At 62.3% G+C, this 24,163-nt stretch carries 16 protein-coding genes and 1 tRNA gene; 7 read left to right on the forward strand and 10 right to left on the reverse strand.

All coding sequences use genetic code 11. The annotated features are described in order from the left end of the window. Positions 1-121: 121 nt before the first annotated feature. From Q0367_RS16770 to Q0367_RS16810, 9 genes are all read right to left on the reverse strand, one after another. Positions 122-1,411, reverse strand: coding sequence for a DUF190 domain-containing protein (locus Q0367_RS16770; RefSeq protein ID WP_297634474.1), 1,290 nt, complete (start codon positions 1,409-1,411; stop codon positions 122-124). A 15-nt stretch (positions 1,412-1,426) separates the two neighbouring features. Next, on the reverse strand, positions 1,427-1,804 hold the full coding sequence (crcB, locus tag Q0367_RS16775) for a fluoride efflux transporter CrcB (protein ID WP_297634471.1): 378 nt from the start codon (positions 1,802-1,804) through the stop codon (positions 1,427-1,429). A 186-nt stretch (positions 1,805-1,990) separates the two neighbouring features. Continuing rightward, complete coding sequence (locus Q0367_RS16780; protein WP_297634468.1) at positions 1,991-3,310, reverse strand: nitrate/sulfonate/bicarbonate ABC transporter ATP-binding protein; 1,320 nt, start codon at positions 3,308-3,310, stop codon at positions 1,991-1,993. 4 nt (positions 3,311-3,314) lie between these two features. Next, the gene (locus tag Q0367_RS16785) at positions 3,315-5,030 is read right to left on the reverse strand and encodes an ABC transporter permease subunit (protein ID WP_297634466.1); all 1,716 of its coding nucleotides are present in this window, start codon (positions 5,028-5,030) and stop codon (positions 3,315-3,317) included. Between the two features lie 32 nt (positions 5,031-5,062). Continuing rightward, positions 5,063-7,036, reverse strand: a complete 1,974-nt coding sequence (locus tag Q0367_RS16790) for a PAS domain-containing sensor histidine kinase (RefSeq protein WP_298983665.1) — start codon at positions 7,034-7,036, stop codon at positions 5,063-5,065. Positions 7,037-7,138: 102 nt separating this feature from the next. Next, a tRNA-Lys gene (locus Q0367_RS16795) sits at positions 7,139-7,211 on the reverse strand. Positions 7,212-7,331: 120 nt separating this feature from the next. After that, positions 7,332-8,093, reverse strand: a complete 762-nt coding sequence (locus Q0367_RS16800; RefSeq protein ID WP_363325883.1) for an ATP-binding cassette domain-containing protein — start codon at positions 8,091-8,093, stop codon at positions 7,332-7,334. 16 nt (positions 8,094-8,109) lie between these two features. Next, positions 8,110-9,183 carry an ABC transporter permease gene (locus Q0367_RS16805; RefSeq protein ID WP_297634457.1) on the reverse strand — a complete coding sequence of 358 codons (1,074 nt, stop codon included), beginning with the start codon at positions 9,181-9,183 and terminating at the stop codon, positions 8,110-8,112. Between the two features lie 125 nt (positions 9,184-9,308). Beyond that, on the reverse strand, positions 9,309-10,301 hold the full coding sequence (locus Q0367_RS16810; RefSeq protein WP_297634454.1) for an ABC transporter substrate-binding protein: 993 nt from the start codon (positions 10,299-10,301) through the stop codon (positions 9,309-9,311). A gap of 427 nt (positions 10,302-10,728) precedes the next feature. Here Q0367_RS16810 and Q0367_RS16815 point away from each other — a divergent pair, with 427 nt between their 5' ends. Beyond that, a complete protein-coding gene (locus Q0367_RS16815) occupies positions 10,729-10,983 on the forward strand; it encodes a Uxx-star family glutaredoxin-like (seleno)protein (protein WP_297634451.1) in 255 nt (84 codons plus the stop codon). A 26-nt stretch (positions 10,984-11,009) separates the two neighbouring features. Beyond that, the gene (locus Q0367_RS16820) at positions 11,010-11,297 is read left to right on the forward strand and encodes a co-chaperone GroES (protein WP_298983668.1); all 288 of its coding nucleotides are present in this window, start codon (positions 11,010-11,012) and stop codon (positions 11,295-11,297) included. Positions 11,298-11,442: 145 nt separating this feature from the next. Here Q0367_RS16820 and Q0367_RS16825 read toward each other — a convergent pair whose 3' ends face one another. After that, a complete protein-coding gene (locus Q0367_RS16825; RefSeq protein ID WP_297634421.1) occupies positions 11,443-12,999 on the reverse strand; it encodes a nicotinate phosphoribosyltransferase in 1,557 nt (518 codons plus the stop codon). Positions 13,000-13,592: 593 nt separating this feature from the next. On the opposite strand from Q0367_RS16825, the gene Q0367_RS16830 reads away from it, so the two are divergent. The 5 genes from Q0367_RS16830 to Q0367_RS16850 all read left to right on the forward strand — a co-directional run bounded on the left by Q0367_RS16830 (position 13,593) and on the right by Q0367_RS16850 (position 24,160). After that, positions 13,593-17,504 (forward strand): M14 family metallopeptidase, encoded by a 3,912-nt coding sequence (locus Q0367_RS16830; RefSeq protein ID WP_298983670.1) that lies wholly within the window; start codon positions 13,593-13,595, stop codon positions 17,502-17,504. 201 nt (positions 17,505-17,705) lie between these two features. After that, a complete protein-coding gene (locus Q0367_RS16835) occupies positions 17,706-18,737 on the forward strand; it encodes a LacI family DNA-binding transcriptional regulator (RefSeq protein ID WP_297634414.1) in 1,032 nt (343 codons plus the stop codon). A 52-nt stretch (positions 18,738-18,789) separates the two neighbouring features. Continuing rightward, positions 18,790-21,636: a beta-phosphoglucomutase gene (gene pgmB / locus Q0367_RS16840; protein ID WP_298983672.1), complete on the forward strand. Its 2,847-nt coding sequence runs from the start codon at positions 18,790-18,792 to the stop codon at positions 21,634-21,636. Between the two features lie 148 nt (positions 21,637-21,784). Then, the gene (locus Q0367_RS16845) at positions 21,785-23,056 is read left to right on the forward strand and encodes an ABC transporter substrate-binding protein (protein WP_298983674.1); all 1,272 of its coding nucleotides are present in this window, start codon (positions 21,785-21,787) and stop codon (positions 23,054-23,056) included. Between the two features lie 72 nt (positions 23,057-23,128). Beyond that, on the forward strand, positions 23,129-24,160 hold the full coding sequence (locus tag Q0367_RS16850; protein ID WP_297634404.1) for a carbohydrate ABC transporter permease: 1,032 nt from the start codon (positions 23,129-23,131) through the stop codon (positions 24,158-24,160). Positions 24,161-24,163: the final 3 nt, after the last annotated feature.

The raw sequence follows: 24,163 nt of genomic DNA on the forward strand, positions 1-24,163 counted from the left end.
CTCCCTTGCTCTCATGCTCCCTTGCTCTCATGCTCCCTTGCTCTCATGCTCCCTTGCTCTCATGCTCCCTTGCTCTCATGCTCCCTTGCTCTCTTGCTCTCATGCTCCCCCTCTCTGCCCTCTACGCGCTTGCATTCGCCTCCATCAGCCCGCGCAGCACGCTGGCGCGGCCCAACAGGCCGAGCAGGCGACCTTCTTCGTCCACGACCGGCAGTCGCTTCACTGCGTGCGTGGTCATCAGGCGCAGCGCTTCGCCGAGCGGCGCATCGGGATGAATGGTGATGACGGGTGTGGACATCAGGTCGGCGGCGCGCTCGCCGGCGGACGGCAACACTTGAGCCACCGCCGGTTCGCCGACGACGAGTCGGCGCAGCCGCTCCAGCAGGCCGGGATGTTGGCGTTGCTGGCTGCGACGCAGGAGGTCGCCGTCGGTGATGATGCCGAGCACGCGGCGCTCGTCGTCGACGACGATGACGCGACGTCGGCGGCTCGCCTCCAGCGCCCGGACGATCTCCTCCAGGGTGGCGTTTGGGCCGACCGTCGGCGCGTCGGTGTACATCAACTCCGTCACGCTGCGACCGGGTTTGGGTTCCTCGACTTCGGCCGTTTGGCGATCGTAATGCAGCTGGACGCTGCGGAAGACGTCGATGCGGCTCACCATGCCCATCAGCCGCCCCTCTTCGTTGACCACCGGCAGGCGCTTGAGATTGTGCTTGACCATGCGCGCCACGGCCGTGCGCACCGTTTCGTCGTTGCGCACCGAGACGACCGGCGCGGTCATGATCTCGCCTGCAGTCAGCGGAGAGCGACGCAAGGCCGCGAGGAGGGCGTGAATCTGGTCGTCCGACATCTCCTTGTGCAGCGCAATGCGCGTCGTCAACCCGGCGCGCTGCAGCAGATCGCCGTCGGTGATGATGCCCACCAGCCGGCGTTCGCCGTCCACCACGGGCAGGCTGCGCACGCCGCGCTCCAGCAACAGCCCCACCACCTCCGCCACCGAAGCGTCCGTCGTCACGCTGGCCACTTCATCCAGATCGCGCATGATGTAGGAGACCGGCTGTTCAAGCGGGTCTTTGCTGCGCCCCATCGAATAGTGCACGACGGTGACCGGCTCGCGCACGATGAGTCCGTCGTCGACCATCTGCTGAAGCTGCGGCAGCAGGCGTTCGACGCGTTGAGGCAGGTCGATCCATTCGATGCGGATCGGCAGATCGCTGGAAAGCACCTCGATATTGGAGGTGTGAATGCGGCTGCGCGCGCCGAAGCCCGCCAGCGCGCGGGTCACCGTGGCGCCCGCTGCGCCCTCGCGGCGCAAATATTCGAGGATCGCCATGTAGAGGCTGGCGCCGCGATAGCGATCGCTTTCGCCGATGTAAATGGTGACTCGGGTCACCTCCCCTGTCAGTTGCATAGCGCCTCCTTTCGCCTATGCAAGGATGCGAGCGACGGCCAGTCCGCCGATGACGGCCAGCAGGCCGATGAGATTGGTGCCGAAAATATTCAGTATGCTAAACCAGAGCGCGCCGCTGCGCGCCAGGCTAACGCTTTCAAAGCCAAAAGTGGAGAAGGTCGTAAACGCTCCCAGAAAGCCGACGGCGAAAAGCAGCCGTAGCTCCGGGGTGATCGTGATGCGCGTCTCGCCCAGTCCAAAGAAAAAGCCGATGATGAAGCATCCGATGACGTTCACCAGGAACGTCCCGTAAGGGAAATTGACGCCGAATCGCTCCGCCGCCCATATGCTGATCAGATAACGGGCGTTTGCGCCGACGATGGCGCCGATCGAGATATAGAGAAATCGTTCCATCTCTTACCCCATACTGCGCAAATGCGTCAACCGTTGAAAGTTCGTTGGCGCAACAAAAAAACCTCTGCACGGCGTCCGGTTGGCGCCATACAGAGGCTATCAGTCCGGTCGACCGAACGGTTGGCGAGCCTCATCACCGGCTCTGCATCCGCACCGATCAGAGCCACTGTACAGGCCAAGTATACGTCACGTCCCCGTTTTTTCCAAAACCCCGGCCTCTGGCTCCAGCGTGATCAGCGCCTTGTCGTCGTCGTAGGCCAGCACTTCGGCGTAACGTCCCCAGTCTACGATGGTGTCGAGCTGACGTTCGGCCTCGTCGGGAGGAAACTCCAACTCCAACGCCGCGCGCACGACGTCCCACCCCAGGCTGCGGCTTTCCGACGCGCGCAACAGGGTGATCAACCATTTGAAAATCGGCAGGCGGCGGATGCGCACTGCGAAGATGTTCTTGCGCGCCAGGATGCTGGCGTCGGCGAAGGTGTCGCCGAGCGGCGTCAGCGCCACGTCGCCTTGGGAAACATGGACGAAGCCCAGCAGCTCGGCCGCCTCGATGAGGCGCAACAGCTCATCTGAATCGACGCCCAGCCGTTCGGGCAGGCGATAAATATCGGCGTGCCCTTTCTCCTGCTCGGAGAGGTGTTCGAGCAGGCCGGTGAGGTTGTTGATGGAAACCTGAGGCAGCGGCCGCGTGGCTCCTGGCTCGCCCGGCGCCGAGCCAAGCTCAATATGTTCGGCCTGCGTCTGCCCCGCCAACAGTGCATAGACGCGATCCACCAGCGCGGTAAAGGCGGACGTGTTGCGCTGTCGCGGATAGGGCAAGCCCACCGACAGGTCGGCGACGATGCGTCCTGGACCTTTATCCATGACGATGATGCGGTCGGCCAGCATGATCGCCTCTTCGATGTTGTGCGTCACCATCAAAATGGCTTTGGTGGGAATTTTGCCCTCCAGCCACAGCTCAATCAGGTCGCTGCGCAGCGACTCGGCGCTGAGCACGTCGAGCGCCGAGAACGGCTCGTCGAGACAGAGCAGCTCCGGCTCGACGGCCATGGCGCGCGCAAAGCCGACCTTCTGCCGCATGCCGCCCGAAAGCTCGCGAGGATAGGCGCTCTCGAAGCCGTCCAACCCCACGCGGTCGATCAGCTCCATGGCGCGCGGCAGCCGCACCGCCGGCGGCAGGCCGCGCGCTTTCAGCGCAATCTCAACGTTCTCCAGCACCGAAAACCAGGGAAAGAGCGCAAAGGTTTGAAAAACGATGGTGGCGTGCGGGTTGACGCCGGTCAACGGTTGACCCCGGTAGAGCACGCGGCCGCTGCTGGGCTTTTGCAACCCGGTGATGATGCGCAGCAAGGTGCTCTTGCCGCAGCCGGATGGCCCTAACAACGCCACAAACTCGCCCTCCGCCATCGTAAAATTGACGTTTTCCACAGCGGTGAAGGTGCGTCGGCCGCTGCTGTAGCGCTGCTCTACGTTGATCAGTTGCACCAGCGTATTCGGGTTGTTCATGACGTCACTCCATGCGGAAGCGCTCTTCGGCCAGCACGTAGAGCCGGCGCCAGAGCAAACGGTTGATCGTGATGACGGCCAAAATCATTGCAAGTGTGGCTGCCAGCAGCAACGCATATTGTCCACTGGCGGTGGCGTGGGAAATAATGGCGCCGATGCCGATGACGCTGCGCACCTGCCCGCCGAACTCCGTATATTCCGCCACGATGCTGGCGTTCCATGCGCCGCCGCTGGCCGTGATGGCGCCGGTGACGATGTACGGAAAGAGCGCAGGCAAGGTGAGGGTGCGCCAGCGCGCCAGCGGTTTGAGGTGCAGCAACGCGGCGGTGTGCTTGAGATCCTGGGGAATTGCCAAAGCGCCGGCGATGACGTTAAAGAGCAAATACCATTGCGTGCCTGTCAACATCAGGACGATGGCGGCGATGTTCAGTCCATTCGGCAGGTTCAGGAAAATCAACAAGAAGGCCGGAAAGAGCGCCGTCGCAGGCACGGAGGCCGCGATCTGGACAACCGGCTGCAGCCAGCGCGCCAGCCTCTGGTTGGAGCCGATGGCCACGCCGACGGGGATCGTCCACGCCAGGGCGATCGCCATCGCAACGGCGACGCGCAAGAAGGTGGCCCCTAGCCCAACGCCTAGTTCGAGCCACTGCGCCGGCGTCACCTCGAGCAACATGCGTCCGGCCAGCAGTCCACCATAACCCACCACCGCCGCCAGCGCTGCGATCATGCCGACCGAGAGCAGCGTCCATTGCTGCGAGGACTGCGTCTCCGGCATACCCAGCGGCTTCAATCTGTGGATGAGCCAGGCGTCCAGGCGTTCGTTCCAGTCGGCGAGAGAAGCGCCCAGGCGTTGGATGAGCCTGGAATCGCTCAGCAGATCGTAGAACCAGGAGGTGGGCGGCGTCTGATCTTCGACCATCTCCAGCTTGAAGCGGTCGGCCCACGCCAGCAGCGGCCGCCACACCAGCTGATCGAGCGCCACGACCACCAGCACCAGGGCGCCGATGCCCAAGAAGAGCGCCTGGAGGTCGCCCTGGCCGGCAGCCGCCTGGAGGAATGAACCCAATCCGGGCAGGCGAAAGTCGCGCTCTCCCACCGTATAGCTTTCGGCGGCCATCAGAAAGAACCAGCCGCCCGCCCAGCTCATCATGCTGTTCCAGATCAGGCTGATGGCGCCGAAGGGCAGCTCCAGCCATTTGAGCCGCAGCCAGCGGTTGAAGCGGAAGATGGCGCTGGCTTCGCGCAGGTCGTTGCTGATCGTGGTCAGCGACTGATACCAGGCGAAGGTCATGTTCCAGACCTGACTGGTGAAGATCAGGACGATGGCGGCGAACTCGGCGGCGACGCCTTCCGGCAAAAGCGCGCTCAGGCTGAGCAAGACGACGGGTAGAAACGACAGGATCGGCACGCTCTGCAACACATCGAGCAGCGGCATCATCACCATCTCCGCCCGGCGATTGTAGGCGGCGACGTAGCCATAGACGATGGTGAACAGAAACGAAAGCGCGTAGGCTGCAGCCATGCGACCGATGGAGAGCGCTGCGTAGCCGGGCAGGGCGGTCCAGGTGAGCCGAATTTCCGGCCCCCGCACTTCGCCCGGCGCCGTCAACGCAAAGCGGAGACCCAAATATAATACGCCGGCAATCGCAAGCAACACAAACAGGTCGCCGTAGCCGAACCGCCGACTGGGCGGCGTGCCAAAGGTGAGGCGTTGTGGCAAGTGCGGTTTCCTTTCTGTCTGCGCCGACTGATTCAGTCAGGACTTTCGACGAGCGTCGACGGCGGCGGGAGCGCCTGCTGAAGGGCGCCGGCGAGCTCCTGCATCGTAAAAGGTTTGCGCAGAAGATGGGCGTCTGGCGTCGTCAGCCCTCGATGCGCAATCAGATGGGGCGAATACCCGGATGCAAACAGCACGCGCAGCGTAGGTCGGGTCTCTCTGAGCCGGCGCGCCAGCGTAGGGCCATCCATCTCCGGCATGACAACGTCGCTCAACAGGAGGTCGATCCTCCCCAGATGTTGTTCGGCGATGCGGAGAGCGGCGGAAGAGGTTTCCGCCGTCAGCACATGATAGCCGAGTTCGCGCAGCGCTTCGCTCATACTCTCCAATACGGCAGGCTCATCCTCCACCAGAAGGATGGTCCGCCCCTGGCCAGGGGAAATCTGCGTGCGCTCCAGGCGTTCAGATACAGGTGGGAGAACTCCCTCATAGGTTGGCAAAAAGATTTGAATAGAAGTGCCGATGTCAGGCGCGCTATAGACCGTAATATGGCCATGGTTCTGCTGAACGATGCCATAGACGGTCGCCAGGCCAAGGCCAACGCCGCGCCCCACCGCTTTGGTGGTGAAGAAGGGTTCAAAGATATGTTTAAGCACCTCCGGCGTCATGCCATGGCCGGTGTCGCTGACGGTGAGCGCGCTGTAAACGCCCGGTCGAACATCGGCGTGAAGCGCTGCGTACGCTTCGTCCAGCACTGTGTTTCTCGTCGTGATCGCAATCTGTCCACGACCTGTAATGGCGTCGCGCGCATTCAGGCAAAGGTTCACAACAATTTGTCGAACCTGGGCCGGGTCCATGTAAACGAGCCCCAGATCAGGCGCCGGCTCCCAACGCAGCTCGATGGCTTCGCCGAGCAGGCTGCGCACCATCGGCAACAGCTCTGCGATGGCGGCGTTGAGGTCGAGCGGGCGAGGTTCAATCGGCTGGCGTTGGGCGAAGCCAAGCAACTGACGCGTGAGATCGGCGGCGCGCTGCGCCGTCTTATAGATCTCGAGCAAATGATGGCGAATCGGCGACGTCGCGTCCAACTGCAAAAGCGCCATCTCGCTGCGCATCAAAATGACGGCGAGCATGTTGTTGAAGTCATGGGCAACGCCGCCGGCCAGTTGACCGATGCTCTCCAGTCGCTCGATCTGCGCCATGCGCTCCTGCAAGCGCCGACGCTCCTCTTCCGCCTGCTTTCGCTCCGTAATATCCATCAAGATGCCTAGAGAACCGACGATGTTGCCCTGATCGTCGAAGACGGGCACGGCGTGATCCGCCAGCCAGATCAATCGGCCATCTTTGCGCTCGAAAAGATAGTCTTTGCGCCAGATAAAGCCTTTGCCTTGTCGGGCCAGCCGGATGCGCTCGTCGTGGGGAAGGTCGGCGTTTTCACCGTAGGCTTCGATGCGCCGCAGCCGACTCGTGAAGAGGGGGCCGGTGATCTCATCGGCTCTGTAGCCGGTCAGCTCTTCAAAGCCCTCGCCCAGAAACGAATAGCCGTCGCCGGTGTAGTCTCGCTGATAGGGAACGCCGCCTGCAATGCGGATGGCTTGCCGGTAGATGCGCTCGACATTGGAGAGCGCTTTCTGTGCATTCACCTCTGCCGTGATGTTGCGGTTGATTGCCACGACGCCGACGCGATTGCCATCGTCGTCGACCAGCGCGTTGACAGAGGCATAGATGTGAAGGCGAGCGCCGTTCTTGTGGCGTTGGATCACCTGCCCACGCCACTGGCCTGTCTGCAGAAACTTTTGGAGCGCCTCGTCCGGCTTCGAGTCGATGTATTGCGTGCCGAGCAGACCGATAAGCGATTGCCCGATGACTTCCGCCCGAGTCCAGCCATAGATGGCTTCGGCGGCGGCGTTCCACTCCTGCACAATGAAGGTCGGATCGGTGACGATGATGGCGTCCGACACGCTGTCGAGCAGATTCGCCTGTCGCTCCAGTGGCGTCTCGATCCTCATAATGCAAGTAATCCTCAGGCTGCACCGGCGTTCCCTTCAATGCGCTTCTTTGAAACGAAAACCGCGCTTCGCGGAAGCGCGGTTCTGTTTGGGAGTGAAAGGTGAGCCCCCTGGGACTCGAACCCAGAACCCGCGGCTTAAAAGGCCGCTGCTCTGCCAGTTGAGCTAGGGACCCACATGCCTACAGATATAGTTTAGCATGACGACGCCTCTTTTGCAATTTGTGACCCTTGCAAATCTTGACCGGAATGAATCTGCGCCGAACTCCGAAAGGCGAAGCAAAAACAGTCGGCGATCAGGCGGATCCGACCATCATCGCCACCAGATCGTCGTCGGTGACCTCGCTGGCGAGCACATCCCCGACCTTATAGCCGCGGCGCATGACGACGATGCGATCGGCGACGGCGAAGATGTCCTGTAAGTTGTGACTGATGATGATCACCGGCACATTCTGACGCTTGAGCGTGTGGATCAGCTCATGCACTTTGCGCTGTTCGGGCACGCCGAGCGCCGCCGTAGGTTCGTCCATGATCACCAGTTTAGCGTTCCAATAAACGGCGCGGGCAATGGCGACCGCCTGGCGCTGCCCGCCCGACATCTGGCGAATCGGACGACGCAGATTGGGGATGTGAATGTCCAGGCGGTCGAGAACCTTGTTGGATTCGGCCAGCATCAGGTTGCGGTCAACCTGTTTGAAAAGGCCGAAGAGCCGTTTGGTGGGCTCGCGGCCCAGGAAGATATTGACCGTGGCGTCCAGATTCTCGCAGAGAGCCAGGTCCTGATAGATGGTTTCGATGCCGAGGTTGCGCGCCTCCAGTGGCGACGCCATCGTGATCTCCCGCCCTTCCAGGTAAATATGGCCTGCATCAGGGCGATAGACGCCGGAGATCATTTTAATCAACGTCGATTTGCCGGCGCCGTTGTCGCCGGCCAGGGCCACCACTTCGCCCGGATAGATGTCCAGGCTGACGTCGTTGACTGCAACGAGTCCGCCGAAGCGTTTTGTCAGATTGACGGCTCGAAGCACCGGTTGTACGCCTGTATCCTGTTTTTCCATCATACCCTGTCTTCCGTCATTCCTGTGCAAATTTTTCACGCGCCTGGTCGATGAGGACGGCGATGATGATGACGATGCCGACGGCGATGAACTGCCAGAACGGGTTGACGCGCAAGATCACCAGCCCGTTCGCCAACACCGAGATAATCAGGGCGCCGATCAGCGTGCCGATGACCGTGCCGGCGCCGCCAAAGAGCGACGCCCCGCCGATCACGACAGCGGCGACGGTGTCGAGCAACATCGCTTCCCCTGCGTTGGCTGCGCCGTTGGTGAAACGGACGTTGTAGACAATGCCGGCAATAGCGGCGAACGTAGCCGAAAGCAGATAAATGGCCACTAAACGGCGCGCCACCGGGATGCCGGCGCGCATGGCCGCCTCCTTATTGCCGCCAATCGCATAGGTGTGGAGGCCGAATTTCGTGCGCGAAAGAATGATGTGGGCGATGACAAGGAGCACCAGCATCACGATCACGACGAACGGAAAATAGCCGGTCAAGTTGCGCAGCTCCGCCTGCGCAAGGCCGGGCGGCGGCGACAGAAACGACCATCCGGCGGTGGGGTGATGGTAGAGCAGAAAGCCGTTGCCCAGAAACCCCAACCCTCTGACGTAGATGGGAACTGGCATGCCGCCTGAGAGCAGAAAGCCAATGCCGCGGGCGATGCCGAACATGCCAAGGGTTGCGATGAAAGGCGGCACGTTCAACCGAGCGATGAGAATGCCGTTGACAAGTCCGGCGATCCATGCGGCGAGCAGGCCGGCGAAGAGGCCGCTGAGCACCACCAGCCACAAGGGCGACGATTCCGGCAGGCGGTTCATCACCGTCGCCGAGATGACGGCGGCCATCCCCATCACCCAGCCCACCGAAAGGTCGATGCCGCCGGAGATGATCACATAGGTCTGACCGATGGCGATAATCATCAGGATCGCCATGTTGGCGAGAATCGCCTGAATGTTGAACGGCGTCAAAAAGCCATCGCCGGCGACGGAAAAGAAGGCCACCATGCCCAGCAGAAAAAGCCAGGCCCAGATTTTGCTAAGCGTATCCAGCCAGAAACGGCTTGAACGGAGCTCTACGGTTTGCAGTCTCATGCGTGAATGTCTCTATCATTGGCCAGGTCCGCAAACTGCGACCTGAAACAGGCGGCATTGAACAATTGAGTGGAATTTTGCGCTGGGTCGCCTCCGGCGAGCGACCCAGCGCAAAAAGGCGAGGATTATTCGCTCTTATAGATGGAGCGTTGCGCCTCTTCGGTGTCTACGTTCTCGCGTGTGATGATGGTGTAGCCGGTTGGATAGCGTTTGGGAATGGCGTCAAAATTGCCGTTGACCGCCGCCACTGCAAATTCAATGCATTTTTCACCCATCTCATACGGATGCTGGGCGATGACGATGTCGACCACGTTTTCGCGCAGCGCCACGATCGCGTCCTCCGGCGCGTCGAAGTTGGCGACCTTGACGACGCCCGTCAGCCCGGCATTGGCGACCGCCTGCGCAGCCCCGCGCGCGCTGAAAAGGTTGGTGCCGAAGATGCCGCCCAAGTCTGGATGGGCGGACAGCACAGCGGCGGTCTGCTCCGCCGCCTTGGCGGCGTTATCGTCGTTGTAATCCATGCCGATCAGTTGCACTGCGCCGTTGGTGGCCTCGATAGCCTTCATGCACCCCTCGACGCGCTGCTCGACGGTGCTGACGCCGGGCTGCGTCGTTTGAATGTAAAACTTGCCCGATCCACCCATCGCTTCGATGATGGCCGAGCAGCCGATTTCGCCGCCCTGTACGTTATCCGAGCCGATGTACGAGAGCATCCAGTTCAGCTCCGGCGCCGTGTAGTCGCCGCCGGTGTCGCCGATAAAGGTGTCGACGCTGATCATGTGGATGCCGGCGTCATGGGCGCGGCGCATGGGCTCGATCAACGCCTGACGATCTGTGGCTGCAATGCAGATGGCGTCTGGCCGTTGGGCGATGACGGCGTCCAGAATCGGCACTTGCAAAGTGGGCTGGAACTGCGCCGGACCATCGGCGAAGAAATTGACGCCGAGTTCCTGCGCTTTGGCGCGGGCGCCCGCCTCCATGGTGATGTAGAAACCGTCGCCGCGCACGCCGTAGATGAGGGCCACGGTGGGGGCTTCGGCGGCGGGCGCTTCCGTGGCGGCGGCCGGCGCCTGTGCGGCCGGCGCTGGGGCCACAGCAGTGCACGCGCTGAGCGTCAATGCCAGTATCCCGAGTACAACAAGCCAAAGAGGGATGTGAAAATGGCGTATCATGGGATGACCTCCGTGTAAAAATTGTGTGAAAAATGATGGATGGATAACGCCAACGAACCGTCGTAACAGCGCCCGCCGGTGTATGCTGTGCAACAAGCGCACCATGCAGTGCACTCTGTCTTTTCAATAGCCGAATTGATATCGAAGCTGTCGAAGCGCTTGCGGGTGCGCAACTTGGCGAAATGTTACGCAACCACCCTTGTGATTTTATTTTTGTTTCTCCGGAAATCGTTATCTACGATAATAGCGCTTTCGCTGGGTTGTGTCAACAGATGAAAAATCACTCACTTTGACCATCCTTCTTGTTGTAACCTTGCGCGTCCAGCTTGCATCTAACCTCACGAACAATGCTATTGCGAAGAAAGGATCGACCATGAGCGAGATCAAACCACAACCGAAAGTCATCATCTTCACCACGCCGACCTGCTCCTTCTGCAACGCAGCCAAGAGCTACTTTCGTCAGAAGGGCATTAAGTTCAAGGACGTTGACGTCAGCAAAGACCCGGCGGCTGCACGCGATATGGTGCGGCGCTCCGGTCAGCAGGGCGTGCCGGTGATCGACATCGGCGGTAAAATTGTCGTCGGCTTCGACCGACCTAAAATCAATCAGCTGTTGGGAATTAAATAAAAGAAAGCGTAAGGAGAGAAGCGACTATGAACGCAAACGGAAACAACCCTGGCATCCAACCGCTTGGCGCCCGCGTGCTGCTCAAGCCGATTGAGCAGGAAGACCGCACCAGCAGCGGCCTCTATTTGCCGGAGACGGCCAAGGAGAAGCCGCAGCTTGGCGTTGTCATCGCCGTCGGCGACGATGAGGAGATCAAGCTGCAGGTGAACGACAAGGTGCTTTTCGCCAAGTACTCGGGCACGGAGGTCAGCTACAAGGGCGACACCTTCCTGCTGATGGATGTCAGCGACGTCTTGGCGCGCGTGACCGGTTAACGCTTGGGGTCAATCGCTTTCCCTGTTGCAGCGGGGGTCGGAGGCGCGCCTTCGACCCCCGTCACTTTTTTCATCCACCGCCTGACGCCGTTCTCCAACGCATCCAGCCTCCTCGACAGGGAGCGCCGCCTGTCAGCCAAAGACGTCAATGGATGTTTTCGCGGAGCGCCTCTTCAATCAGCGCCTGCTTCAAGTCCCACAGCTTCTGGCTGAGCGAGACGTGGTAAATATGCGGATTGACGAGGCGGCGCACGCCGGGGTCGAGCGCCTCAACATCCTCGGCGCGGCGGCGGCGGATCGCTTCCAGAGGCGGCAGCTCATAGACGAGCTTGCCCTGGCGCAAAACTTCCACATGCAGCGGCTCGATGCGGCTGATCTGTTCTGGCTGCAGCGTGCGGAACTTGGTGTGATCGCTGGGGTGGCGCAGCACAAGGGGCGCCGTCGGATCGATCTGCTCATCCTCCAACGTCAGCAGGTCGGCGGTCGCCTTTTGTCGTTCATCGTAGATGCGCCAGATGCGCTTGACGCCAGGCGTCGGCGTCTTGGAAGGGGATTCGGAAATCTTGATCGCCGAGCTCCAACCGCCGTTTCTGCGCACCGCCACCAGCTTGTAGACCCCGCCCAACGCCGGCTCGCCCCACGAGGTGATCAGCCGCGTGCCGACGCCGTAGACGAGCCGTTTGATCAGGCGGTCGGCGTCCACGCCGTAGCGCGGGGCCTCGTGCTGAATCTGCGTAATGATCTGCCAGATCACCAGCTCGTCCAGGTCGCTGGAGAGCACGATCACGGTGTCTTCAAAGCCGGCGGCGTCGAGCATCTTGGCCGCCTGGATGCTCAGGTAGGCCTGGTCGCCCGAATCAAGGCGAATGCCGAGAGGGCGATGTCCTTTCCGTCGCAGCTCCTCGAAGACTTTGATGGCGTTGGGCACGCCGGAGTGCAAGGTGTCCACCGTGTCGACGAGCAAAAGGCAGTCGTCGGGGTACAGCTCGGCGTAGGCGCGAAACGCCCCTAGCTCCCCTTCGCCCAGCGCCATCATCAGTTGCACCATGCTGTGGGCGTGCGTCCCCTTCGGCGGCAGGCCGAGCACGTGAGAGACGCCGACGTTGGAGCTGAAGTGCGCGCCGCCGATGAGCGCCGCGCGCGTGCCGTCGTTGGCGCCTTCGCCCTGGGCGCGGCGCAGCCCGAACTCCAGGATCACGCCGCCGCGGCTGGCCTCCACCAGGCGAGAGGCCTTGGTGGCGACCAGCGTCTGATAGTTGAGCTTGTTGAGCAGAGGCGTCTCGATGATCTGCGCCATCGCCATCGGCCCGCGCACCACCGTCAGCGGCGTGTTGGGATGGACGACGCGACCTTCGGGTATGGCGTGGATGCTCAGCGCGCTGAAGTCGCCGTGCTTGCGCAGATAGTCGAGAAAGTCGTCGGCGAAGATGCGATTGCCCAGGTTGTTGCGATGGTTGCGCAGATACTCCAGCTCCTGCTCGCGGAAGTGCGCTTTCAGCATCCAGTCCAGGAACCACTCCAGCCCGGCGTTGATGCAGTAGCCGGCCTGGTGCTGATCGTAGTCGGGATTGCGCCGATAAAAATGGTCGAACTGCACCTCCAACTCGTGCAGGCCGAGCCGAAAATAGAGCTGCGCCATGGTGAGCTGATATTGGTCGGTGAACAGAATGCCGCGCATGGCGGAATGGTAGGTGAGTGACATAACGCGATCTCTCCGGTGACTTGACGTGCAAATGCGGTGTTGGTTCCTCAACAACGGCCCCTCCAACCGTTGCTCCCATTGTAAAACGACGCAAGGGAAAGGCCTATCTCCATGCGTGCCTGCAGACGATGAAAGTTTTCATTTTGCCTGCTTCATCTTAACTTGCACGCCGCTGCGTGAGAAGGAATTTAGAGAGGGTTAGGCGATTTGACGGTGAAAAGTTAGATTTGCAAAGGATTTTGGAATGGACTAAAATTGAATGGTCTCTTCGGGACAATTAGTGCATTCCCCATTAAAAAATTTACTGAACTTTTGACTGAATAACTGAAGGAGGGGCGATGGACGGTTGAACCCCCCAGGGGCGCTCACGCGCGTGATCTCGCCTTGCTGTAGGACGCCAGGGCAGGGCAAGTCATGTCGCAGGTAGTTTCGTTCTTTGTGCTTCTTTGACCCTGTGTAGCCTTGCTTCATAACCGACCCACCCATTCAAGGAGAAAGCGATGAACCCAAACCTCATCCGAAACGCCTGTGCAAAATACAGGCGACGTCGATTCCGGCGAGGCGCGTTATCGGCGCTGTTGTTGAGCTTCTTTGTGTTTTCTCTGTTCGCATCGACGGTGCAACCCGCTTACGCCGTCGCTCGAGGGCCATCCGACATCGAGCAGGCGGCTGAGGGCGAAGGCGGCGACGCTGCACCCGGGAATCATGTTTTCGTTCCTTTGATTTCAACCGCTTTGCAAAGTGGGCCGACCCTTCAGGACGATGCAGCCGCTGAATTGAACCCAAGCGCCTATGTCGAACCCGAATATGAAGAAGTGGCGCTGGTTGAATTTCAACTGCCCAATCGCGCGGCGATCGATCAGCTTCTCGATTTGGGCGCAGACCTGGCCGAATACGTGCGCGACAACCCCGACGGTACGATCACCATCAACGCCTTTGTGACGCCCAGCGAGCGCGCCCTTTATGAATCGATGGGCTTCCCGGCCGGCGCCACCATCGAAGACCGTTCCACCTGGGAGGCAGTGCGCGCCGAGCGCGAGGCTGCCATCGAAGCCGAACGCGCCGCCCTGAGCGCAGCCGAAAGCGAGATGGTGGGCGCCGCCAACTTCGACCCCGGCGGCGAAATCACAATCATGCGCGTCGACTACTTCACGAATTACGCCGGTCGTTTTCTGGCGGTGGCAGCCCATACTGCGCTGGGCACGGCGACCGGCGGCCCCACGTTGGCTGTGGCGTGGCGCACGGAGGACGGCGGCTACGGCTCCGCCACGACGATGTCCAGGTTCACCGACGCCGGACAATACATGTACCATCGCGTCCTGCTGCGCGTCGGCGCGGCAGGCAGCACAGAGCCGGTGCCTGCCATGGTGCGGGTGGCCTCCAGCACAGGCGCAGCCGCCGAAGCCCCGGTGAACGAGTGGGTGGCGGGCGGCCTGCCCCCGCTGGCCGACGGCTACTTGATGGACTTCACCACGCGCTACATGGACCCGACCGAAGTCCATCAACGCATCAACGCCCTGGCCAACGAATTCCCTGACTTAGCGGAGATCATCAACCTCCCCTACCTCACGAACGGCTATCAACGCAAGGCGATGGCCGTCATGGACACGAACACGAACATCCTGGGGACGCCGGGCAGCGCCGCGCGCGCCGTCTATCTGGAGTCCAAGGCGTGGGGACATGAGGGGGGCAATCAGATTCAGGCCGAATTCCTCAACCCCGGCGCGCCCAATCAGCCGCTGACCGTCGCCGTCAACGGCAATCGCATCACCGTGTGGCTGGCGACGAACGCCACCGGCGCCCTGATCAGCACGGCGGCGCAGGTGGTGGCGGCCATCAACGCCCATCCGGAGGCCAGCGCCCTGGTCACCGCCTACACCTACGGAGGCAACGCCGGAACCGGCGTCGTGGTGGCGCGTTCGCTGGTGACGCTGACCGACGGTCTCAACGCTCCTCCACATGTTCAGCGCGGCCCCTTCCAGGTGCAGGCCATTCGCATCGGCAAACATCGCGACGGCTCTAAGATCGGCGTCTTCTTCTTCTGCCAGCAGCACGCCCGCGAATGGGTGACGCCGCTCGTCTGTCTCGAAACCGCCGAGCGTCTGCTGCGCAACTACGCCATCGATCCGACGACCAAGACGATGGTGGACAACCTGGACATCTTTATCATGCCCTCCTACAACCCGGACGGCGGCCATTACTCGATGTACGACTCCAACAGCCAGCGCAAAAACATGACGCGCTACTGCCCCGTGACGGCGACCAGCGGCATGCCGGCCAGCCGCAACTCCTGGGGCGTCGACAACAATCGCAACAACGGCGTCGGCTCCATCTACGATGGCTACGCCGGCGCTTCGCTGAGCTGCACGAGCGAGACTTACGCCGGCCCCGCCAAGTATTCGGAGCCGGAAAATCTGAACGAGAAGTGGATCGTCGACACCTTCGAGAATATCAAGTTCTCCATGAACATCCACACCTACGGCGGGTATTACATGTGGTCGCCCGGCGCCTACATCACGAGTGGCCGCGTCACGCTGCCGCGGCCCAACATCGGGGTCGAGGCCTACTTCTTCGCCGGCGCCAATCTGGTGCTCAACCGCATCAAGGAGATCCGCGGCACTGTGGTGCTGCCGGAGCGCACCGGCCCGGTCGCCGACGTGCTCTATTCGGCGGCGGGAAACAGCGCCGACGATCACTGGTACCGCAAGGACATCATCGCCTACAGCTTCGAGGCGGGCGCCGATCTCTTCGTCTCCACTACGACCGGTGTTCAGCAGACCGCTGTGGGCTTCCAACCCAACTACGCCACCGAAGGCAAGTTCGAGGTGTTGGAGTTCGCCTCCGGCAACTATGGCCTGCTTGAGACTGCGCTTCAGTACGCCTTCGACAACGAGCCGCCCGTGGCGGAGCTGGTGCCGAACGGCGGCGAGTCGGAGGATCCGATCCGCGCCACCTTCCGCTATGTGAACGAGCCGGCCATCATCTACTACACGCTCGACGGCTCGGAGCCGACGCTCTCCTCCACCACCTGGGAGGCGCAGGGGCCGCGGCGGCCGGGGCAGGTCTTCCTCTTCACCCAAAACACGACGGTGAAGTGGATCGCCAAGGACATCAAAGGCAACGTCTCTGAAGTGCGCGAAGCCTACTTCAAGGTCGAAAAGCTGGCGAACATCGAATTTTCGGCGCCGGCCAGCAAGACCTATGGCGACGCTCCCTTCGAGATCGGCGTCGTCGCCTCGACCGGCCAGACGGTGACGCTCACCTCGCAAACGCCCACCGTCTGCGCCGTCAGCGGAAACGTGGTGACGATCTTAAACGCAGGCGAGTGCATCGTGCGCGGCTCCACCTTCGCTTCGCCGGGGTTTGGCGCCACGTTCGCCGAAACGAGCATCCAGATCCACAAGGCGACGCTCAACTACACGGCCGACACCACGAAGCAGTACAGCGATCCGATCGTGTACAGCTTCCAGTTCAGCGGATTCCAGTACAACGACACCGCAGCGGTCATCAGCGGCAGCCCAAGCTGCACCACCGCCGCCACTCCAACCAGCCCGCCCGGCGTCTATCCCATCGCATGCACGAACGCAACTCTCAGCGCTGCGAACTACGAGTTCAATTACGCTGGCGGTTCACTGGTGGTGACGCCCGAAGATGCACGCGCCCTCTACTCGGGGCTTCAGTTCATCCTGACGAGCAGCCCGTCGTCCAACAAAGTCAGCGTCTATCTGGCGGCGTCCATCCAAGACATCACCGACCTGCCCGGCGATCCTGCCTATGACCAGCACGGCGGCGACATTCGCACGGCGACCGTCACTTTCGTCAACCGCGACGCCAACAACGCCGTGCTCTGCACCGCCGGACCGATTCAGTTGCACAACTCGCGCAACCCGAGGGCAGGCGCTGCAAGCTGCACCTGGACGGCCGACATCGGCGGCGCGGACAGCGTCCAGTTCACCGTCGGCATCGTGGTGGGCGGCAACTACGTCCGCAACGCCTCGGAGGAAAACGCCATTGTAACTGTGGCGAAGCCGCTTTCCGGCTTTGTGGTGGGCGGCGGCTATCTCACCAATCAGGCTTCCGCCGGCGCTGCGGCGGGCGACGCCGGCCTGTGCACCAACTGGGGCTTCGGCGTCAGAACCGCCAAGAGCGGCGCCTTCTTCCCCGGCGGCGTCAATGTCACCGTGGTGAGCAGCGGCCGCACCTATCAAATCCGCAGCAACGCCATTGACGCGCTCACGGCGAAAACGCGCTCCGGCTCAAAACCCGGAACGGCCAGCCTGAGCGGCGCGGCCACCATCACGGACATCACAGACCCAACGGCGCCGGCTCCTATCCCCGGCAACTACACGTTGCAGATCACGATGAGCGACTACGGGGATGGAACCAAAGACCTGATCGGAATCACGATCCGCAACGGCGCCGGCCAACTCTGGTTCTCCAGCCGCTGGAATGGCGCGCAGACGGTGGAGCAGCTGATCGGCGGCGGCAACCTGGCGATCCGCTGACGAAGCTCCGTTTGAAGCCTTAGGCCAAACATCAACCGCTACAGAGGCGCACGACCCCGTGCGCCTCTGTGTTTTTGTTTATGAAAAGACGGAAAAATTCCCTCTTGACACGGAGGCAAATCTCCTCTATGATAGAAGGCGAACGTTCGCCCGAACGTTCGCCTAAACGTTGTAGTTCCAGAAGTTTGCATCAACCGACCTATGCCCGAACGCGTCACGCTCAAAGATGTCGCCGCGCGCGCCGGCGTCAGCTACCAGACCGTCTCCAAAGTCATCAACGGCAACGGCAGCGTCTCGCCGGAGACGGAGGCGCAGATCTGGAAAGCCATCGAAGAACTGGGCTACCGCGTCAACGTCACGGCGCGTGGGCTGCGCAAGAGCGCCACCGGCTTGATCGGCTACACCTGGGCGCCCAATCCGCCGGACCGCGGCAACCCCATCCTCGACCAGTTCCTCACCAGCGTGGTGGGCGCAGCCGAGGCGCACGGCTATCATCTGATGCTCTTCCCCCATCCGCCTGTCATTGAGCAGGTCGACGTCTATAAGCAACTGATGCGCTCCGGCCGCGTCGACGGTTTCATCGTCGCCAGCACGAACTACGATGACCCGCGCATCCGCCTGTTGATCGATGAAGCGTTTCCGTTTGCGGCCTTTGGCCGATCCAACCCGGAGTGGGACTTCCCCTTCGTCGACGTCGATGGTTGCGCCGGCATTCGCATGGCGACCGAGCATCTGATCGAGCAGGGGCATCGAGCGATCGCCTTGCTGGCCTGGCCCGATCACTCGCGCGTGGGCGCCGACCGCATGGAAGGCTACTATGCGGCGATGCAGCAGGCAGGCCTCGACGTTGACCCTGCATGGGTGCATCGCAGCGAGAGCTCCTTTCAGGCGGGCTACACGGCGGTGCAGCGCTGGCTGCAGTTGTCTGCAGAGCGCCGTCCGACCGCCGTCGTCGCCCTCGACGATACGCTCGCCATCGGCGCCATGCGCGCGGCGATGGACGCCGGTCTGCGCGTGGGGCCGGACTTCGGCGTGACCGGCTTTGACGACGCGCCGGGCGTGCAATATCTGTCGCCCCCGCTCACTTCGCTGCGACAGCCGCTCCAGCAGGTTGCGCAACGGCTGGTCGCCATGTTGATCGAGCGCATTCACGGCCGTGAGCCGGAGCCGAAGCAGGTGATCTTGCCGCCCAGGTTGATCGTGCGGGCGTCGAGCGTGAGAGGCGAAAGGTGACAGAGAAATCAGCGAATCAGGAAATCGAAGATCAGGAAAAGGAAGAGAGTTTGTGTCCCAGGCAATTCGCGCAATCTTATTTGATCTGGACGGCGTGATCACCGACACCGCCGAATTTCACTACCAGGCGTGGCAGGCGCTGGCCGACGCCGAAGGCATCCCGTTCGATCGCGCGGCGAACGAAAAGTTGCGTGGAGTGTCGCGGCGCGAGTCGCTGCGCCTGCTGCTCGACGGCCGCACGCTTTCGCCGGAGCAGGAGGAAGCCTGGCTCGAGCGCAAAAATCGCCACTATCAGCAGCTTCTCCAACAACTGACGCCAAACGATCTCCTGCCGGGCGTGCCCGCTCTGCTGGAGGAGATTCGCGCCGCCGGCCTCAAGATGGCGATCGTCTCCGCCAGCCACAACACGCCCATCGTGCTCGAGCGCCTGCAGATCGCCGATCGTTTCGACGTCGTGATCGCCGGCCCGGAGGCGGACGCTCCTCCTGGCCGCAATCGCCCCAAGCCTGCGCCCGACCTCTTTCTCCTGGCGGCGGAGCGACTGGGCGTTCAGCCCTGGGAGTGCCTGGTGGTGGAGGACGCCGAGTCGGGCGTCGAAGGTGCGCGCCGCGCCGGCATGGTCACGGTGGGATTGGGGCCGGTTGAGCGCGTGGGCGCCGCCGATCGGGTGCTTCCCAATCTCGACGGCGTGACGCTGGCGCAGCTTCTCTATGCCGCCACGTGGTCGGTGGCGGAGCCGGGCTTCGCCCCTGCGCAGCAGCGACGTTGGGAAAGTGCACTCACCATCGGCAACGGCAAACTGGGCGTGCGCGGCAGTCTGGAAGAGCGCTTCCCCGGCGATCAGCCCGCGACGCTCATCCACGGCCTGTGGGATGACGCGCCGATCGTCTACACCGAGCTGGCCAACGCCTTCGACTGGACCGCCTTTGAACTCTGGATCGACGGCGAGCCCTTCCGCATGGACCGCGGGTCGATTCAGCTCTACAGCCGTCGTCTCGACCTTCGCAGCGGCGAGCTGCGCCGCCATCTGTACTGGACGACGCCGGCCGGCGCCACCGTGGAGTTAAGCTTCCGCCGCGTCGCCAGCGTGGGCGAGCCGAACGGCGCAGCTCTACGCGTCGACGTGACGCCGCTCGACCGGCCGGTGACGGTGCGCGTGCGCGCTCGCATCGACGGGATGGTCGAAAATGATGGTCTGCTGCACTGGCGCAACCTGGAGCAGGGTGAGCGTGCGGGCGTCGCCTATCTCTGCGGCGAGACCCGGCGCACGCACAAGACGCTGGTCGAGGCCATGACGGTGCGGCAGAGCGGCGCTGCGGCGCCGATGCAGTATTATGATGCGCCCCACAACCCTTCGTTCGAGATGACGCAGCGGCTCGACGTTCACCAGAGCTGGGGGATCGAAAAGCTGGTCGCAATCTACACCGACCGCGACGCTGCGGACCCGCTGGCTGCGGCGCTGGCGAAGGCGTCCGAACTCGGCGAAGGGGGCTACACCGGCCTGTACGCAAGCGCCAGAGCGGCGCTGGCCGAATTCTGGGCGGAGAGCGACGTCGTGATCGAAGGCGACGACGCCGCGCAGCGCGGAGTGCGCCATGGGCTTTTCCAGTTGCGCATCGCCGCTGCGCAGGATGAGCGCGTCAGCATCGCCGCCAAGTCGCTCAGCGGCTTCGGCTACCGCGGCCATGTCTTCTGGGACACCGAGACCTTCATCCTGCCCTTTTTCATTTATACGCAGCCGAAGCTGGCGCGCAACCTGCTCATGTATCGCTGGCACACCATCGAGGGCGCGCGCAAAAAAGCGCGCGACAACGGCCACCAGGGCGCGCAATATCCGTGGGAAAGCGCCGAGACCGGCGAGGAGGTGACGCCGCGCTGGGTGCCCGGCCCTAAAGGCGAAGAGCTGATCCGCATTTGGTGCGGCGACATCGAGCTGCACATCACCGCCGACATCGCCTACGCCATCCATCAGTACTGGCGCGTCACCGGCGACGACGAGTTCATGGCCGGCCCCGGCGCACAGATTCTTCTGGAGAGCGCGCGTTTCTGGGAAAGCCGCGTCGAGCCGGATCGCCCTGCGCCAGGACAGTACTCGATCTCCGACGTGATCGGCCCGGACGAATACCACGAGCACGTCGACAACAACGCCTTCACCAACGCCATGGTGCGTTGGCACTTGCGCACCGCCATCGAGCTGCTCGACTGGCTGCATGTGCACGCGCCGACGCGCGCCGCCCATCTGGAAAAGTCTTTAGAGTTATCCCAGGAGCGGTTGGCGCGCTGGCGTCACATCGCCGACAACCTGGTGCTGCTCCAGGACCCCGACACCGGCCTGATCGAGCAGTTCGAGGGCTTTTTCCGTCTCCAGGAAGTCGACTGGCCGGCCTTCGCCAACCGCACGAAGTCGATGCAGGCGCTGCTGGGCATCGAGGGCGCCAACGCACATCAGGTGCTCAAGCAGCCTGATGTGTTGTTGCTCTTTGCACTGTTGCCGGAGCACTTCTCTGAGGAAGCGCTGCGCGTCAACTGGGATTACTACTGCCCGCGCACCGATCACACCTATGGCTCTTCGCTGGGGCCGGCCATCCATGCCTGGCTGGCCGCGCGGCTGGGCATGCCGGAGGAGGCGTATACGCACTTCATGCGCGCGGCGCTGGTCGACATCGAGGATGTGCGCGGCAACACCCATGAGGGCATCCATGCGGCGTCGGCGGGCGGCGTGTGGCAGGCGCTGGCGTTCGGCTTCGCCGGGCTGCACCTGACGAAGGCGGGCGAAGTCGCCGTCGCCCCGCAGCTGCCGCCTCATTGGAAGCGTCTGGCCTTCGCTGTGAAGGTGCACGGAAAGCGCTATGGCTTTGACCTGCGGCAGGGCGAGGGTGTGGCAACGGTTCGGCCATAAAACCACCCTGGCAAGATTGTCCGCAATGCGTTGACGTCTGTGCATTTGAATTGCAACGAAAGGAGAAGGTTGAAGAGGCTGAAAAACCATTTGCTCCCTAGCGTTCCCTGATTTCCCGAAGTTCCTTTGTTCAAACAGGAGACACATTATGAAAGCCAAGCATCTTGCCCTGTTCTCTGTACTGTTGGCAGTGGCGCTGGTTCTTGCCGCGTGTCCGGCGCAACCGGCTGCGCCCGCTGCACAGCCGCCGGCTGCGGCGGAACAACCGGCGGCGCCGGGCGTGATCAACCTGCAACTGATGGGGTGGGCCAGCTCCGACGCCGAGAACGTGCGCCTGCAGGAGGTGGTCGATGGCTGGAACGCCGCCAACCCGGACATTCAGGTCACGCTCAACCTGGTGCCGGACTACGACACCAAGCTGCAAACGTCGCTGGCCGGCGGCGCGCCGCCCGACATCTTCTACGTTGACAGCTTCCGTTTGCCCGACCTGGCTGCGGCCGGCGCGCTCCTGCCCATCGGCGACCAAATGACCAACGTCGATGATTTCTATCCTTCGCTGCGCGACGCCTTCACCGTGGACGGCGTCTTCTATTGCCCGCCTAAGGACTTCAGCACGCTGGCGCTCGAATACAACATCGACCTCTTCGACGCCGCCGGCCTCGCTCATCCGACGGCGGACTGGACGTGGGAGGACCTGCGCGCGGCGGCGGAGGCGTTGACCGACAAGGACGCCGGCGTGGTCGGCTTCGCCATCAACCCGGACTTCGCCCGCTGGATCGCCTTCCTCTACCAGGCGGGCGGCGAGGTGACGACGCCGGACTTCAGCGCCATGACGCTGAACACGCCGGAAGCGCTGACCGCCATGGAGTTCTACGTCGGCCTGGTGCGCGACGGCGTCGCAGCGCCGGCCTCCGACCTGGACAGCGGCTGGCCCGGCGAGGCGTTCGGCAAAGCGCGCGCCGCCATGACCATGGAAGGCAACTGGATCGTGCCCTATCTCAAGGATCAGTTCCCGAATCTCAACTACGGCGTCACCGAGCTGCCGTCCGGCCCGGCCGGCAAAGCGACGATGGCCTTCACCGTCTGCTATGGCGTGGCCGCCAACGGTCGCAACACCGAAGCCGCCACCAAAGTCGTGGATTACCTGACCGGCCCCGTGGGCATGAAGGCGTGGACGGATCTCGGCCTGGCCATGCCGACGCGGCAGAGCCTGCGCGAAGGGTGGCTGGCCATGTATCCGGAGCTGGAGCCCTTCTTGAACGGCGCCGAGTACGCTCGCAAGTGGCAGTTCCGCCCCGGCTTCGCCGATGTGTTGGACACGATCAACTCCGGCCTGCAGGAGGCCTTCAGCGGCCTGAAGACGCCGCAACAGGTGCTGGAAGAGGCGCAGTCTGTCGGCGAACAGGTGCTGGCGCGGTGAGATAAGAGGAGAGAGAGGGGAGAGACTCGCTTCCCCTCTCTCGTTCCTCGCTTTCAAAGCACGAGGTGGACAATGGCAACCGGCATCAAACAGCAGGACCGACAGGACGCCATAGCGGGCTGGCTCTTTATGACGCCGGCTTTGTTCCTGTTCGCCTTCTTCGTTTTCATCCCGATCTTCTTCGCCGTCTACTTTAGCTTCACCGACTGGAACGGCATCAGCCCGCCCACCGAAGCGCGCTTCATCGGCGCAGAGAACTTTCGCGTGCTTCTGCTGGAGGATGGCATCCGCCGCGCCGATTTTTTTAAGGCGCTCAAGAATACGGCGTACTTTTCGCTGGGCGTTGTGCCGATGCAGACGGCGCTGGCCTTGTTGCTGGCGGTCGTGGTCAATCAACGGCGGTTGCGCTTCAAAGGTTTCTTTCGCACGGCCTATTACTTCCCATCGATCACCTCATCGATTGCGATCAGCATGTTGTTCCTGTTTCTCTATCAGAGGAACGGGCTGGTCAACCAGGTGTTGCAAACAATCACCTTTGGGCTATGGCAGCCGATCGCGTGGATGGCCGACCCGCGCGGCCTCTTTCATATCATCTTTGGCTGGTTTGGACTGACGCTGGAGACGGCGCCGGACTGGATGCGGGCCAACGTGCTCAGCCTGCCCGTGTGGGACTGGATCAGCGGCCCCAGCGTAGCTTTGATGGGCATCATGTTGCTCAACACCTGGACGACGATCGGCACGATGATGGTGATCTTTCTGGCTGCGCTGCAGGATGTGCCGAGGGAAGTCTACGAAGCCGCCGAGATCGACGGCGCCAATGGCCGCCAGATTTTCTTCAGCGTCACGCTGCCGTTGCTGCGGCCGACGCTCTTTTTCGTCGTGACCCTCGGCTTGATCGGCACCTTCCAGGTCTTCGATCAGGTTTACGTCATGAGCGCGGGCGGCCCGGCCAAGACGACGCTGACCGTAGCCTATCTGGTCTATCGCAACGGTTTCACCAACTCGCAGATGGGGCTGGCGGCGGCGATCGCGCTGCTGCTCTTCATCATCATTTTCACCCTCACCCTGGTGCAGCGTCGCATCACCGAGGGAAAGAAGGAGTAAGAC

Origin of the sequence: uncultured Caldilinea sp. (assembly GCF_937128415.1) — a bacterium.
Lineage (GTDB): Bacteria > Chloroflexota > Anaerolineae > Caldilineales > Caldilineaceae > Caldilinea.